The sequence below is a fragment of the Paraburkholderia sp. GAS448 genome, from assembly GCF_050435685.1.
Taxonomy (GTDB): Bacteria; Pseudomonadota; Gammaproteobacteria; order Burkholderiales; family Burkholderiaceae; genus Paraburkholderia.
Genome location: NZ_JBNDKT010000037.1, coordinates 64,566 through 78,162, shown reverse-complemented (window position 1 = coordinate 78,162; position 13,597 = coordinate 64,566). Strand labels below are relative to the sequence as shown.

14 protein-coding genes are annotated in these 13,597 nt (G+C 63.8%); 8 read left to right on the top strand and 6 right to left on the bottom strand.

The annotated features are described in order from the left end of the window. Positions 1-132: 4Fe-4S dicluster domain-containing protein (locus P3T23_RS38840; RefSeq protein ID WP_429321353.1), on the top strand; the 132-nt coding region annotated here is incomplete at its 5' end. Between the two features lie 172 nt (positions 133-304). Here the strand turns inward: P3T23_RS38840 and aroC are convergent. The 3 genes from aroC to P3T23_RS38825 form a co-directional block, all read right to left on the bottom strand. Then, positions 305-1,405, bottom strand: coding sequence for a chorismate synthase (gene aroC, locus P3T23_RS38835; RefSeq protein WP_429321350.1), 1,101 nt, complete (start codon positions 1,403-1,405; stop codon positions 305-307). A 107-nt stretch (positions 1,406-1,512) separates the two neighbouring features. Continuing rightward, entirely contained in the window at positions 1,513-3,450 is a 1,938-nt protein-coding gene (locus P3T23_RS38830) for an MFS transporter (protein ID WP_429321349.1), read from the bottom strand. A gap of 195 nt (positions 3,451-3,645) precedes the next feature. Continuing rightward, on the bottom strand, positions 3,646-4,101 hold the full coding sequence (locus P3T23_RS38825) for a CBS domain-containing protein (protein ID WP_429321348.1): 456 nt from the start codon (positions 4,099-4,101) through the stop codon (positions 3,646-3,648). Positions 4,102-4,316: 215 nt separating this feature from the next. Between P3T23_RS38825 and P3T23_RS38820 the strand changes: the two genes are divergently transcribed. The 3 genes from P3T23_RS38820 (at position 4,317) to P3T23_RS38810 (ending at position 7,000) form a co-directional block, all read left to right on the top strand. Further along, positions 4,317-5,657 (top strand): O-acetylhomoserine aminocarboxypropyltransferase, encoded by a 1,341-nt coding sequence (locus tag P3T23_RS38820; RefSeq protein ID WP_429321347.1) that lies wholly within the window; start codon positions 4,317-4,319, stop codon positions 5,655-5,657. Next, positions 5,654-6,484: an alpha/beta fold hydrolase gene (locus tag P3T23_RS38815; protein WP_429321346.1), complete on the top strand. Its 831-nt coding sequence runs from the start codon at positions 5,654-5,656 to the stop codon at positions 6,482-6,484. Before P3T23_RS38820 ends, P3T23_RS38815 begins: the two co-directional genes overlap by 4 nt. A 195-nt stretch (positions 6,485-6,679) precedes the next feature. Next, positions 6,680-7,000, top strand: coding sequence for an Mpo1-like protein (locus tag P3T23_RS38810; RefSeq protein ID WP_133662408.1), 321 nt, complete (start codon positions 6,680-6,682; stop codon positions 6,998-7,000). Positions 7,001-7,153: 153 nt separating this feature from the next. Here P3T23_RS38810 and P3T23_RS38805 read toward each other — a convergent pair whose 3' ends face one another. Beyond that, the gene (locus P3T23_RS38805; protein WP_429321345.1) at positions 7,154-8,467 is read right to left on the bottom strand and encodes a YihY family inner membrane protein; all 1,314 of its coding nucleotides are present in this window, start codon (positions 8,465-8,467) and stop codon (positions 7,154-7,156) included. An 87-nt stretch (positions 8,468-8,554) separates the two neighbouring features. Here P3T23_RS38805 and wrbA point away from each other — a divergent pair, with 87 nt between their 5' ends. The 4 genes from wrbA (at position 8,555) to P3T23_RS38785 (ending at position 12,019) form a co-directional block, all read left to right on the top strand. After that, positions 8,555-9,157, top strand: a complete 603-nt coding sequence (gene wrbA, locus P3T23_RS38800; RefSeq protein ID WP_429321344.1) for an NAD(P)H:quinone oxidoreductase — start codon at positions 8,555-8,557, stop codon at positions 9,155-9,157. Between the two features lie 44 nt (positions 9,158-9,201). Further along, positions 9,202-9,582, top strand: a complete 381-nt coding sequence (locus tag P3T23_RS38795; protein WP_429321343.1) for a DUF2069 domain-containing protein — start codon at positions 9,202-9,204, stop codon at positions 9,580-9,582. Positions 9,583-9,714: 132 nt separating this feature from the next. Further along, positions 9,715-11,157, top strand: a complete 1,443-nt coding sequence (locus tag P3T23_RS38790) for an FAD-binding oxidoreductase (protein WP_429321342.1) — start codon at positions 9,715-9,717, stop codon at positions 11,155-11,157. Positions 11,158-11,200: 43 nt separating this feature from the next. Continuing rightward, positions 11,201-12,019: a metallophosphoesterase gene (locus P3T23_RS38785; RefSeq protein WP_429321341.1), complete on the top strand. Its 819-nt coding sequence runs from the start codon at positions 11,201-11,203 to the stop codon at positions 12,017-12,019. Between the two features lie 236 nt (positions 12,020-12,255). Here the strand turns inward: P3T23_RS38785 and P3T23_RS38780 are convergent, their stop codons facing one another. Then, entirely contained in the window at positions 12,256-12,411 is a 156-nt protein-coding gene (locus P3T23_RS38780) for a hypothetical protein (protein WP_429321340.1), read from the bottom strand. Between the two features lie 202 nt (positions 12,412-12,613). Continuing rightward, on the bottom strand, positions 12,614-13,552 hold the full coding sequence (locus P3T23_RS38775; RefSeq protein WP_429321339.1) for a LysR family transcriptional regulator: 939 nt from the start codon (positions 13,550-13,552) through the stop codon (positions 12,614-12,616). Positions 13,553-13,597: the final 45 nt, after the last annotated feature.

Here is a 13,597-nt window from a genome sequence, read left to right as displayed (position 1 = left end):
AACAGCGAGCGCCTCGTGATCAACGCGCAGAACTGCGTGCACTGCAAGACCTGCGACATCAAGGACCCGACGCAGAACATCGTGTGGGTGACGCCTGAAGGCGGTGGTGGGCCCAACTATCCGAATATGTGATCGCACAGGTTTTCCGCTCGCTCCACACAAAAAGCGCCGCTACATGCGGCGCTTTTTGCATTCGGCGCGACTTTCAATCGCCCCCGGAACGCGAACGGAGACGCGCCCGGAACAGGGCGCGTCGCACTGAACGGGGCAGGCACTGCGCCGCGTCCGCCTGTTGAAGCCGCTGTTAGGGCGCGCTCGCCGCGATCTTCGGCGTGCTTACCTGCACATCGCCACATTGCGCGCGGTGACGCAGCGCGTGGTCGATCAAGACTAGCGCGAGCATCGCTTCCGCGATCGGCGTGGCACGAATTCCTACACACGGATCGTGGCGGCCAAAAGTTTCGACGATTGCCGGCTGACCGGCCCTGTCGATCGAGCGGCGCGGCGTGCGGATGCTCGACGTCGGCTTGATTGCGATCGATACGGTCACATCCTGCCCCGTCGATATGCCGCCCAGCACACCGCCCGCGTGATTGCCGACGAAGCCTTCCGGTGTCAGTTCGTCGCCATGCACCGAGCCGCGTTGCGCGACGCTCGCGAAGCCCGCGCCGATTTCAACACCCTTCACCGCGTTGATGCCCATCATCGCGTGGGCGATGTCGGCGTCGAGACGGTCGAAAAGCGGCTCGCCGAGTCCGACCGGCACGCCCGACGCCACCACGTTGATACGCGCGCCGATCGAGTCGCCCTCCTTGCGCAGCGCATCCATGTATGCCTCGAGCTGGGGCACGATATCCATGTTCGGCGCAAAGAACGGGTTCTCGCGCACATGCGACCAGTCGATGAACGGCACCTCGATCTCGCCCAGGGCGCTCATGTAACCACGGATTTCCGTGCCGAAGTGCTCGCGCAACCACTTCTTCGCCACCGCCCCCGCCGCGACGGCCGGCGCAGTCAGACGCGCCGATGAACGGCCACCGCCCCGATAATCGCGAATGCCGTATTTCTGCCAGTACGTGTAGTCGGCGTGGCCCGGGCGGAATGTATCGGCGATGTTGCCGTAGTCTTTGCTGCGCTGGTCGGTGTTACGGATCAGAAGCGCAATCGGCGCGCCGGTGGTCTTGCCTTCGAACACGCCCGACAGGATTTCGACCTTGTCTTCTTCCTGACGCTGCGTGACGTGACGCGACGTGCCGGGCTTGCGGCGGTCGAGTTCGAACTGGATGTCGTCGATGCCGAGTACCATGCCCGGCGGGCAGCCGTCGATCACGCAGCCGATAGCGGGGCCGTGCGACTCGCCAAATGTCGTGACGGTGAAAAGCGTACCGAGGGTATTGCCGGACATGAGCGTCGTCCAAAGAAATGCGGGGAAGCCGCTATTATGCCAGCCCAACCACCGCTGCGCGCCCTTCAGACCCGGCGCCACAAGCCGCCTGACGGCGCGCCCAGCCGCTATTTGCGCGCACCACGCAGTTCCGTGACGATCCGCTGCAGACCTTCCGGCGTCACCTTCGCCGGATCGAGCGGCTCGCCGACAGCCAGCGTCAGCCGGCTCATCATGCCCTTTTGCAGCGGTCGCGGCAGGTGGACGTCGCCGTGCCGCGAAAACACGCTGCCCCACAAACCACGTAGCGCCATCGGCAGAACCGGCACTGGCGTACGGCGGATGACCTCCTTTACACCATGGTGAAACGGATTCAGCTCGCCGGTCTTCGTCAGCTTGCCCTCGGGAAAGATGCACACGAGTTCACCCTCGGCCAGCGCCTGTGCGCAAGTATCGTAGGCGCGCGCGAGCATGTCGGCATTCTCGTGGGCCGGCGCGATCGGAATCGCCTTCGCGTGACGGAACAACCATCCGGCAAACGGCGACCGGAAGATCCGGTAGTCCATCACGAAGCGGATCGGCCGCGGACTCTCAGCCATGATGACGACCGCATCCACATAGCTCACGTGATTGCACACGAGGACGGCCGCGCCCTCCTCCGGGATACGTTCCGCATGGACAAGGCGGATCCGGTAGAACGTGTGCACCAGCAACCACGCAATGAAACGCAGCAGGAACTCAGGCACGAGCGAATAGATGTAGGTCGCGACAACGACATTGAGCAATGCCGTCACGAGGAAAATGCCTGGAATGCTGACGCCCGCTGCGGTCAAACCCACCGCCATCAGTGCAGACACGATCATGAACAGCGAATTCAGAATATTGTTCGCCGCGATGATGCGGGCCCGATGGCTCGGCTGACTACGGCTCTGGATCAGTGCATAGAGCGGCACGCTGTAGAAGCCGCCGAACATCGCGAGCAGAAACAGATCGGCGAGAACACGCCAGTGCGAGGGAATCGCGATGAACTCCCCGACTGTCAGCAGATGTCCGGCCGGTGGCAGCCGGTGGCTTGCGAAGTAGAGATCGATCGCGAACAGGCTCATGCCGATCGAGCCGAGCGGCACCAGCCCGATTTCGATGCGACGCTTCGACAGCCGCTCGCAGAGCAGTGAGCCGATACCGATACCGATCGAGAAGGTGCCAAGCAACACAGTCACGACATCCGGATCGGCCGACAGCACGTTCTTCGCAAAGCTGAAGAAGGACGACAGAAACGTCGCGCCGACGAACCACAGCCACGAAATCCCGAGCAGACTCAGAAACACCGTGCGATTCTCGCGGGCGAGCTTCAGATTGCGCCACGTCTCGCTGACGGGATTCCAGTTGATGGCCAGATCAGGCTGCGGCGCCGCAGAAGGCGGCACAAACCCTGACACGCCCCGCCCGATGAGGGCGATCGCCACGCAGCAGCCCGCCAGCACAATCGCCCCATGCTCGACGAAAGCAGCCGCCGCACCACCCAGAATCGTCCCCAGGAGGATCGCAACGAAGGTGCCCATCTCGACCATGCCGTTGCCGCCAACCAGTTCCTCTTTCGACAGATGCTGTGGCAGATACGCGTATTTGACGGGTCCGAAGAGCGTCGAATGCACGCCCATCAGAAAAGTGCACAGATAGAGCAGCGGCGCGCTATGCAGCAGAAAGCCTGCGCCACCGACCAGCATTACACCGACTTCGAAGGTCTTCACGAAGCGCGTCAGCATCGCCTTGTCGTACTTGTCGGCGAGTTGCCCGGAAGTCGCCGAAAACAGCACGAACGGCAGGATGAAGACAGCCGATATCAGGAACGCTGCCGTCTTCGCATCGACACCGGAAAAGCGCGCCGCCTGGTACGTCACCAGCGACGTGAAGCCGATCTTGAACACGTTGTCATTCATTGCGCCCAGAAACTGCGTCCAGAAGAACGGCGCGAAGCGGCGCTCGCGCAGCAGGCGGAACTGCGACTCGTGCGGCGGGCCGGAGCGGCCGGCGCGACGGGCGGCGGGTAACGGTCGATCGCTCATGAAGGCTGGGAACTCCAGGAATTGGACGACGGTGCGACAGGTGTTATGCGGCACTTTGCGCCGCCGACGGACACAAAAAAAGCGCACGCTTTCGCGCGCGCCTTCTCTTCATACACCACATGCGTGGCAGCGCCATGGCGAACGCGGGAAACCCGCGCCGGCCTGCAGACGGCTCGGCAGCCCCGGGCAGCCCGATTAGCGCGCCTGCTCCTGCTCCTGCTCCGGCCAGTCACGGATGTAGGCCTTGAGCATGCGGTTTTCGAAACCCTGCTCTTCCACCACCGCCTTCGCGACGTCGTAGAACGAAATCACGCCCATCAGCGTGCGGCTGTCCATCACCGGCAGATAGCGGACGTGGTGCTCGAGCATCATGCGGCGCACCTCGTTCACATCCGTCTCGGGTGTGCAGGTGAGCGGATGGTCGTCCATGACCTTGCGGATCGTCGAAGTACCGACACTGCCGCCGTTACGGCTGAGCGTCAGGAGAATTTCGCGAAATGTCAGCATGCCGACCAGATCGCCGTATTCCATCACGACGAGCGAACCGATGTCGTGATCGGCCATCGCGTTGACGGCCTCGTGCACCGTGGTATCGGGGGTGACGGTGAAAAGGGTGTTGCCCTTGACCTTGAGGATGTCGCTGACTCGCATGATTGTCTCCTGTGATGCTGGTAGAGCCTGTTGACTTTCGATCCTAGCGGAAAGGTGTGCAAAAGGAAAGCGGACAAACCGCACCCCAGCGCTGCCGCCAAAGCCGGCCCAGCGGGCTCCTGCGGTGAAAAAGGGCCGCGAAACGGCCCGCCCGGGTGATACGATGGCCCCCACTTTCACCCTTCGCCGGGCCCTCTGTGGCTCCGCCGCTCACGATGTCCGCCAACCGTTTCGATACGCTCGCGCTGCATGCCGGCGCCGCTCCCGACCCCACGACCGGCGCCCGCGCGACGCCGATCTACCAGACCACCTCGTTCTCGTTCCGGGACACCGATCACGCGGCGTCGCTGTTCAACATGGAGCGCGCCGGCCACGTCTACTCGCGCATATCGAACCCGACCGTCGCGGTGTTCGAGGAGCGTGTCGCCGCGCTGGAAAACGGCGCGGGCGCAATCGGCACCGCCAGCGGCCAGGCTGCGCTGCACCTCGCGATCGCCACGCTGATGGGCGCCGGCTCGCACATTGTCGCGTCGGGCGCGCTATACGGCGGTTCGCACAATCTGCTGAACTACACGCTGCGGCGCTTCGGCATCGATACGACCTTCGTCAAACCGGGCGACCTCGCCGCCTGGCGCGCCGCGCTGCGCCCCAATACGCGGTTGCTGTTCGGTGAGACCCTTGGCAATCCGGGGCTCGACGTGCTCGATATCGAAGCCGTCGCGCAGATCGCACACGGGCACCGGGTGCCGCTCCTCATCGATTCGACCTTCACCACGCCCTGGCTTCTCAAGCCGTTCGACCATGGCGCCGACCTGGTGTACCACTCGGCGACCAAGTTCCTCGGTGGCCACGGTACGACGATAGGCGGTGTGCTCGTCGACGGCGGTACTTTCGACTTCGAGGCGTCAGGCCGCTTCCCTGAATTTACCGAGCCCTATGAGGGTTTTCACGGGATGGTGTTCGCCGAAGAAAGCACCGTTGCCCCCTTTCTGCTGCGCGCCCGCCGCGAAGGCCTGCGCGACTTCGGCGCGTGCCTGCATCCACAGGCGGCATGGCAGTTGTTGCAGGGCATCGAGACGCTGCCGCTACGCATGGAACGCCACGTTGCAAACACGCGCAAGGTGGTCGAGTTTCTCGCAGGCCATGCCGCGGTGGAATCCGTGGCGTATCCCGAACTGGCATCGCATCCCGATCACGCGCTGGCAAAACGCCTGCTGCCCCGCGGCGCAGGCGCCGTGTTCAGCTTCAACCTGCGCGGCGACCGGGCCGCCGGCCGGCGCTTCATCGAAACGCTGTCGCTGTTCTCACACCTGGCGAACGTCGGCGACGCGCGCTCGCTGGTCATCCACCCCGCGTCGACCACGCATTTCCGCATGGACGCCGCAGCGCTCGCCGCCGCCGGCATCACGGAAGGCACGATCCGGCTCTCGATCGGCCTCGAGGATCCCGACGACCTGATCGACGATCTCAAGCGCGCGCTCAAGACGTCGCAAAAGACCCCTGGCGCGTCAGCGGATCGTCTCAAAGCCGACGGCCCGCGCAAGGAGTCCACATGATCGTCGACGTCCATGGTGTTCCCGCCTACGCCTACACCGGTGGCAAACCGTTCGACCCGACGCTGCCAGCCGCCGTATTCGTCCACGGCGCCGAGCACGACCACAGTGTGTGGGCCCTGCAAACGCGTTATTTCGCGCACCACGGCTTCGGCGTGCTGGCGGTCGACCTACCCGGTCACCATCGCAGCGCCGGGCCGGCGTTGCGCGATATTGCAGCCATGGCGGACTGGCTGGCGGCGTTGCTCGATGCCGTGGGCGTCGCGCGCGCGTTCGTCGCCGGTCACAGCATGGGCTCGCTCGTGGCGCTCGATTTTGCCGCCCGCTACCCGGCCCGCACAAGCCACCTCGCACTGGTCGCGACCGCTGTACCCATGGCCGTGTCCGACGCCCTGCTCGATGCGGCGCTCAATCGCGAGCCAGAGGCGATCGGCATGGTCAACCAGTGGTCGCATTCGACCCTTGCCGCGAAGCCATCCTGCCCAGCGCCCGGCTTCTGGCTGCACGGCATGAACCAGCGCCTGATGGAGCGCGTTTCGGCAACGGGTGAACCGAACCTGTTTCATACCGACTTCACGGCCTGCAATGCGTATGCGGACGGCGTAGAACGCGCGGCCCAGGTGCGTTGCCCGGTGCGGTTGATTGTCGGCCGTCGCGACGCGATGACGCCGCCGCGCGCCGCAAAAGCGCTCGAAAAGGCATTCGCACAGGCGGGTGTGGCCGTCGACACTGTCACACTGGACGCCGGCCACGCGCTCATGGCTGAACAGCCGGACGCAACCCTGGATGCGCTCTTTGCGTTTGCCTCGCAGCCATCGGTAACCCTTTAGTCCTTGCAGCAGTCTTCAAGATAACGAAATGCGGCAGCGCACACCATCGGCCGGATGGCCAGGTTGCGCGGGCCGGTCGATAGCAGCACAATGATTCAAGCCCGTCCGGGTTGAAATATGGCTTCGCGCAGTCCGGCATTGTGCAGGCGAGGCATGCGGGAACGGCTGGCTGAAAAGGCAGAAACGGAGGTCATGATGGCGCATACCACTCACAGCGATCACTTCGCGAGCTTCGCGGAGTTCTATCCGTTCTATCTGGAAGAGCATCGCAACCGCGTATCGCGGCGGCTGCATTTTGTCGGGTCGCTAGGCGTGATCGGCTTCCTCGCGATGGCGCTCGCCACTGGCGACTGGTTATGGCTGCCGGCGGCAGTCGTTTGCGGTTACGGATTTGCGTGGGTCGGGCACTTCTTCTTCGAAAAGAATCGTCCCGCTACCTTCAGGCATCCGATCTACAGCCTGATGGGCGACTGGGTAATGTTCAAGGACATTTGCGTAGGGAAGATCTCTCTGTAACTGCGCGCACGCGTGGATCGTTAGCGACAGATTCGGGGAATTGGGCAGCCTTAAGGCGCTATAAAAGATCTTCGGTATTACAGAAGGCGCTGAGGCGCCGGACTGACCACCTTCGCGCCACCGCAGCCGCGGCCTTCACAGTCTGTCGATTCCTCAAGCCGTCTGATGCGGCATCGACTGACGTCGCTGCCCGTCCTCCACGGCACGCGCGGCGCGCGCAGCCGCCCGCGCTGCCAGCAGTGTCGAAAGCGAAACACCCAGCTTGTCGTTATCCAGCGCGGCAAGCAACGACGCACCGTCGACCCGCGCCGAATCGAGGTTGAGCTGGTACGCGAGCTCCTCGCGATTGATCACAAACATGTCGAAAAGCCGGTCGACCGCGATCTGCGCCGGGTTCGCAATCAGCAGGAAACGCGGCCGCCCTTCGTTGTCTTCGAGACGCGCGATCCATTCGATATCTTCCAGCCGCTGGATCAAGCGGGTCGTCGTGCCCATGTCGCGGCGAAGCATCCGTGCGAGTTCCTGCATGGTGTAGCCGGGCTTGCCCGCATCGCGGGCCTCGGACAGGCGGCCCAACAGTTCAAGCGCATCGAGCAGGTCGCTGCCGGGGAACTGCGGCCGGTGGAACTGGCCAATCCGGACCTCGGGCAACGCCGATGTGATCATCGCGCCCGCCAGCGTGATGACCCAGCTCAGGTACACCCACAGCAGAAACATCGGCATGGCGGCGAACGCGCCATATACAGCGGTATAGGTCGGAATCCGGCGGATGTAATAGCCGAAGCCGCGCTTGGCCAGCTCGAACGCGACCGCGGCGCACACGCCGCCGATCACCGCATCGCGCCATTCCACCCGGCAGTTCGGCAGGTAGACATACAACATCGTGAAGGCGAGCGTAGTAAGCGGGAAGGCCGCGCCGGTCAGCGCCCATTCGATCACGGCCGGAATGTGATCGGCACCGGTGTACGCCATCGACTGCGTGAAGAGATACGACGAGATCGACAGACTGAAGCCGATCATCAGGGGGCTCAGCGTGAGAATCGCCCAGTAGACCAGCACGCGCTGCGCGAACGGCCGGCCCTTGCGCACGCGCCAGATCACGTTGAACGCGGATTCGACCGTCATCATCGTCATCACCGCCGTGACGAACAGGATGATCATGCCCATCGTCGTCAGGCCTTTGGCCTTGGCGGCGAACTCGTTCAGATAGCGGAAAATCTGGTCATTGATCTGCGACGGCATCAGATGTTCAGCGAGGAATCCCTGCAGCGACATCTGGAACGACGCGAAAATCGGAAAGGCAGTGAACAGCGCGAACGCGACTGTCGCAAGCGGGACCACCGCAAGCAAGGTGGTGAACGTGAGACTGCCGGCCACCTGAGCTATGCGATCTTCGCTGCTGCGTTCAGCGGCAAACTGCGCGAGACGTTTGAGCGTATCGAGGTCAAGACGCACCCTGGACAACAAACCGGCCTCCTTCATCTTCCTGTACCGCCCGCCACGCAACGCGCGCACGGACCGAACCCCTATAATACCCGCTCACCGATGAGGCTTATGAAAGACATTCTCGTGCTTTACTACAGCCGGCATGGCGCGACGCGCGAACTCGCGCTGGCGATCGCGCACGGCGTCGACAGCGTACCCGGCATGCAGGCGCGCGTGCGTACTGTGCCACCCGTTTCGACGGTCTGCGAAGCCACGCAACCGGATATTCCGGCCGAAGGCCCGCCCTACGCCGAACTGCGCGATCTCGAGGAATGCGCGGGTCTCGCGCTGGGTTCGCCGACGCGCTTTGGCAATATGGCGGCATCGCTCAAATACTTCCTCGACGGCACCACGCCGCAGTGGCTCTCGGGCGCGCTCGCGGGCAAGCCGGCCTGCGTGTTCACGTCGACGGGCAGCCTGCACGGCGGGCAGGAATCGACCCTGTTGTCGATGATGCTGCCGCTGCTCCATCACGGCATGATGATCGTCGGCATCCCCTACACCGAAAGCACGCTCACCACGACGCAAACCGGCGGTACGCCCTATGGCGCATCGCACTTCGCGCGTGCCGGAACAGCGGAGCAAGGTATCTCCGCAGACGAAAAAACGCTGGCGATCGCCCTCGGCACGCGAATCGCGCGCGCGGCCTCGATGATGGGTGGCCGCCCGTGAGCGCGCCTCGTCCCGCAACGCCTGAGCCGGGCGGATCGTCCGCCATGCCGACGGTCGCTGCACGCAGGGGCTTCGCCGTTGGCGCGTCGATCGCGTTGATTGCGCTGATCGCGCTGTCGGTTGCGTGGGAATGGTGGCTCGCGCCGCTGCGCCCGGGAGGCTCGGCCCTCGTGCTCAAAGCCGTGCCATTGCTGCTCGCGCTCCAGGGCGTTGTGCGCCGCAGCGTGTACACGCTGCAATGGGCGTCGATGCTGGTGCTGCTCTATCTCGCGGAAGGCATCGTGCGCGGCATGACCGACCGCGGACTGAGCGCCACGCTCGGCTGGCTCGAAGCGATACTCGCGACGGTTTTCTTTGTCTGCGCGCTAAGCTATGTCGCGCCGTTCAAACGCGCGGCAAAGCGCGCGAAAAAAGCAGCCGCTTAAGCCGGAAACGCAGCGGGTCACGCCCTGGCTCCCGGACCTCGCAAACGCACAAGCATCACCGCATCACCAGGGCGCGGCTCAAAAAGAGCGAGGCAGCACACAGCGCCCCGAAACACATTCTGACCGACCATCATGACTCAATCCGCCGCATCGTCTCCCTCGCCGTCCCGTTTCCTCGCAGCCTGCGTCGAAGCCATCGGCGCCACGCATGTCCTGACCGACCCGCACGACACCGCGCCCTATCTCACCGACTGGCGCCATCGCTATACCGGCCTGGCGCGGGCCGTGCTGTGTCCGTCGACGGCTGACGAAGTTGCCGCGCTCGTGAAGCTCGCGGTCGTTCATCGCGTCGCACTCGTGCCGCAGGGCGGCAACACCGGGCTGGCTGGCGGCGCAACGCCGGACGCGAGCGGCGCGCAGGCAGTGTTGAGCCTGCGGCGTCTGAACCGCGTCCGCGATATCGATCCGCACAACAATACGATCACGGTCGAAGCGGGCGTCGTGCTGGCCGACGTCCAGGCTCGCGCGCAACAGGCCGGCCGGCTATTTCCGCTGAGCCTCGCCGCCGAAGGCAGCTGCACGATCGGCGGCAATCTCGCGACGAACGCGGGCGGCACGGGCGTGCTGCGCTATGGCAACACACGCGAGCTGTGCCTCGGCCTGGAAGTCGTGACGCCGCAGGGCGATCTCTGGGACGGCCTGCGCGGGTTGCGCAAGGACAACACCGGTTACGATCTGCGCGACCTGTTCATCGGTGCGGAAGGCACGCTCGGCATCATTACCGCGGCCGTGATGAAACTGCATCCGCAACCGGCCGCCCGCGTGACCGCGCTTGCGGCGCTCGCGTCGCCCCATGCGGCGCTCGATTTCCTCGCGCTTACCCAGCGCTTTGCCGGACCGCTTCTGACCGGCTTCGAACTGATGTCGGACTTCTGCCTGCGGCTGGTCGGACGGCATTTCGCGCAGATGCGTTATCCGTTTGCCGAGCCGCATGCGCAGGTCGTGCTCCTCGAACTGTCGGACAGCGAGAGCGAGGAACACGCACGCGCGCTCTTCGAACGTCTGATGGAAACCGCGCTCGAAGAAGGCATCGTCGAAGACGCCGTGGTCGCGGAAAATCTCGCGCAGTCGCAGGCGTTCTGGAATCTTCGCGAACACATTCCGCTCGCGCAGGCAGAAGAAGGTCTGAACATCAAGCACGACATCGCGGTGCCGATCTCGCGCATCGGCCACTTCATCGACGAAACCGACGCCGCCATCGCAGCCGCTGTGCCGGGCGCGCGGATGGTCACGTTCGGTCACCTCGGCGACGGCAATCTGCACTACAACGTGCAGGCGCCAGAAGGCGTCGATGCGAAGGCGTTTCTCGACCAGTACCAGACAGCGATCAACCAGCTCGTCTATGACAGCGTGCATCGGCATCGCGGCAGCATCAGCGCCGAACATGGCCTCGGACAGCTGAAGATCGACGAAGCGATGCACTACAAGCAGCCCGTCGAAGTCCAGCTGATGCGCACGCTCAAGGCGGCGCTCGATCCGCTCAATCTGATGAACCCCGGCAAGGTGCTACGCTAAAGGTTCAAGGCCGGCACATTCCGCCGGGCGCAGGAGTCGTCACGTGAAGATTCGCGTTCTGTCCGATCTGCATCTCGAAAGCGATGAACCCGAGGTAATTGCGCATGCCGATGCGGATCTCGTCGTGCTGGCCGGCGACATCCACAATCATGCGCAGGGGCTCCGCTGGGCCGCCGAGACCTTCGACGGCAACGTGCCCGTCGTCTACGTGCCGGGCAACCACGAGTATTACGACGGTGAGTTCGGCGCGCTCGAAGCGGCGATGCACGATGCGGCCAGTTCGGTCGACAACGTGCATTTCCTGAACAACGCATCGCTCGTCGATCCGGCGGGACAATGGCGCGTGCTAGGTACGACGTTGTGGACGAACTTCGAACTTTTTGGCGCAGACGAAAAAGCCCGCGACGAATCGATCGAAGCGGCCCGGCGCGTGATGCTGGATTTCCGCGGCCTGATCCAGGTTGCGTGGCCTCCTGTCGCCGGCGCTGCCGGCCCGGCCGCCCAGCGCGACTTCACGCCCGCCGACACGCTCGCCCTTCATCGCAGCGCGCGGGCATGGCTCGAAGCGGAACTGGCAAAACCGTTTGCAGGAAAGACGATCGTCGTGACCCATCATGCGCCGCACCGGTTGAGCCTGGCTGAACGCTACGCCGACGATCTCGTATCGGCCGGCTTCATCAGCGATCTGCCGACGCTCGTGCGGTCACCCGTCGTGCTGTGGATTCATGGCCACACGCACACGCCGTTCGATTACACGGTGAACGGTACGCATGTGGTGTGCAATCCGCGCGGCTATGTCGACCGCCGCACGAGGCGGCCGGAAAATCCGGGCTTCGCGTGGGACAAGGTGGTGGAGATCTGAACCAGCAGCGGACTCGGGTTGCTGGCAAGGCTACTGCCTGAAGAGGAACTGGCCGGTGCAATTACCGGTCATCGGCATCGCTTGATCCAACGTCAGCGCCAGAGGGGATGAACAAGCGGGTGCCCCTCCCGCATACCGGTATTTTTTCCGATATTGGAGCGGTTCCGGCGCAGACCGACAAGTACGCAGAAGTGCCGCTGCTGAATGGTCCGATGGCCGCGCAGATTCTGCAACACTTACTTCGGGTCGACCTTATCGGAACGAACTGGACGCGATACCCGGACGGGCACGAGTTGAGACTGGGCGCGCAGGCTGCGTAGCAGTTCGCGCGAGGCGGCGATTCCAATCAGTCCAAGCATGACGGCAACGCCGACGAGCAGATGCGTATCCATGAATTCCTCTTCGTGCGGTAGCGACGTCGGCAGGCGACGCAGATCAAATCAATCAGTGCAGTCCCCACACGTTAGCAAATCGACCGGCGCGAAGAAGTAAGGAAATGTTGCGACGCGACAAGTCTGTAACCGGTCGAAACGGGTGGGACGCGCGCCCTGTCAGCGCCCCTCTCTCTCGCACCGTGAGTGGCCCGGACCGGGTTCAGGTCCGAGCGAAGCGCCGCAATTCGGCCTGATCGGTTGCGAGCGTGGACGGCAGTTCGTCGCGCATGAACTCGACCCACGTGCGGATCTTCGCATCCAGATACTGGCGCGACGCATAGAGCGCATACACGTTCATTTCCTGCGACGTGTATTCGGGCAGGATCCACACAAGCTCGCCACTGCGCAGCCAGCTGATCGCCGAATAAATCGGAATCAATCCAACCCCCATTCCCTCGCGGACGGCCACGGCCATCGCCTCCGCCACGTTCACGGTGAACGTCGAGGCCCCCAGTTCGACGGATTCCGTGCCATTCGGGCCATCGAAAATCCATTCATGCGCCGGGAAGATCGGCGTCACCATGTGCAGGCAGGTGTGGTGGTTCAGATCGCTGGGCACCTTCGGGACGCCGTGCCGTTCAAGATACGCCGGCGAAGCGCACGCGATGCTGAAGGCGCTGCCGAGGCGCTGGGACACGAGGCCGGAATCCGGCAGGCCGGTTGCAAGCGTCAGCGACACGTCATAGCCTTCGTCGAGCAGATCGGGCATGCGCTGAGCGAGCGTCAGTTCAACCTGCACTTCCGGATAGCGCTGCTGGTAGCGGCCGACAGCCGGCACCACATAATGCTGACCGAAACTGCTCATCGCGTGCACTTTCAGCTTGCCGGACGGACGGGCGTGCGCGTCGCTCGCCTCCGCCTCCGCCTGTTCGACATAAGCCAGAATCTGCTCGCAGCGCTGCAGATAGCGCTCACCGGCCTCCGTCAGCGCAATGCGGCGCGTCGTGCGGTTCAAAAGACGCGTGCGCAGATGCGCTTCCAGATCAGAAACCGCGCGCGAACAGTAGGCCGTCGTCGTATTCAGATGCTGCGCGGCGCCCGTAAAGCTGCCCGCTTCCACCACACGGGCAAATACACGCATATTTTGGAGCGTATCCATGGCTATCCTTCTTCAGACCGGGTGGATTGTTGCATAAATCGCAAG

Excerpts from the sequence above, each read along its gene's own strand:
- wrbA (WP_429321344.1), top strand. The coding sequence starts at position 8,555 with ATGAAAGACATTCTCGTGCTTTACTACAGCCGGCATGGCGCGACGCGC.
- P3T23_RS38810 (WP_133662408.1), top strand. The coding sequence starts at position 6,680 with ATGGCGCATACCACTCACAGCGATCACTTCGCGAGCTTCGCGGAGTTC.
- P3T23_RS38790 (WP_429321342.1), top strand. The coding sequence starts at position 9,715 with ATGACTCAATCCGCCGCATCGTCTCCCTCGCCGTCCCGTTTCCTCGCA.
- P3T23_RS38820 (WP_429321347.1), top strand. The coding sequence starts at position 4,317 with ATGTCCGCCAACCGTTTCGATACGCTCGCGCTGCATGCCGGCGCCGCT.
- P3T23_RS38815 (WP_429321346.1), top strand. The coding sequence starts at position 5,654 with ATGATCGTCGACGTCCATGGTGTTCCCGCCTACGCCTACACCGGTGGC.
- P3T23_RS38830 (WP_429321349.1), bottom strand. The coding sequence starts at position 3,450 with ATGAGCGATCGACCGTTACCCGCCGCCCGTCGCGCCGGCCGCTCCGGC.
- aroC (WP_429321350.1), bottom strand. The coding sequence starts at position 1,405 with ATGTCCGGCAATACCCTCGGTACGCTTTTCACCGTCACGACATTTGGC.
- P3T23_RS38775 (WP_429321339.1), bottom strand. The coding sequence starts at position 13,552 with ATGGATACGCTCCAAAATATGCGTGTATTTGCCCGTGTGGTGGAAGCG.
- P3T23_RS38825 (WP_429321348.1), bottom strand. The coding sequence starts at position 4,101 with ATGCGAGTCAGCGACATCCTCAAGGTCAAGGGCAACACCCTTTTCACC.
- P3T23_RS38795 (WP_429321343.1), top strand. The coding sequence starts at position 9,202 with ATGCCGACGGTCGCTGCACGCAGGGGCTTCGCCGTTGGCGCGTCGATC.
- P3T23_RS38780 (WP_429321340.1), bottom strand. The coding sequence starts at position 12,411 with ATGGATACGCATCTGCTCGTCGGCGTTGCCGTCATGCTTGGACTGATT.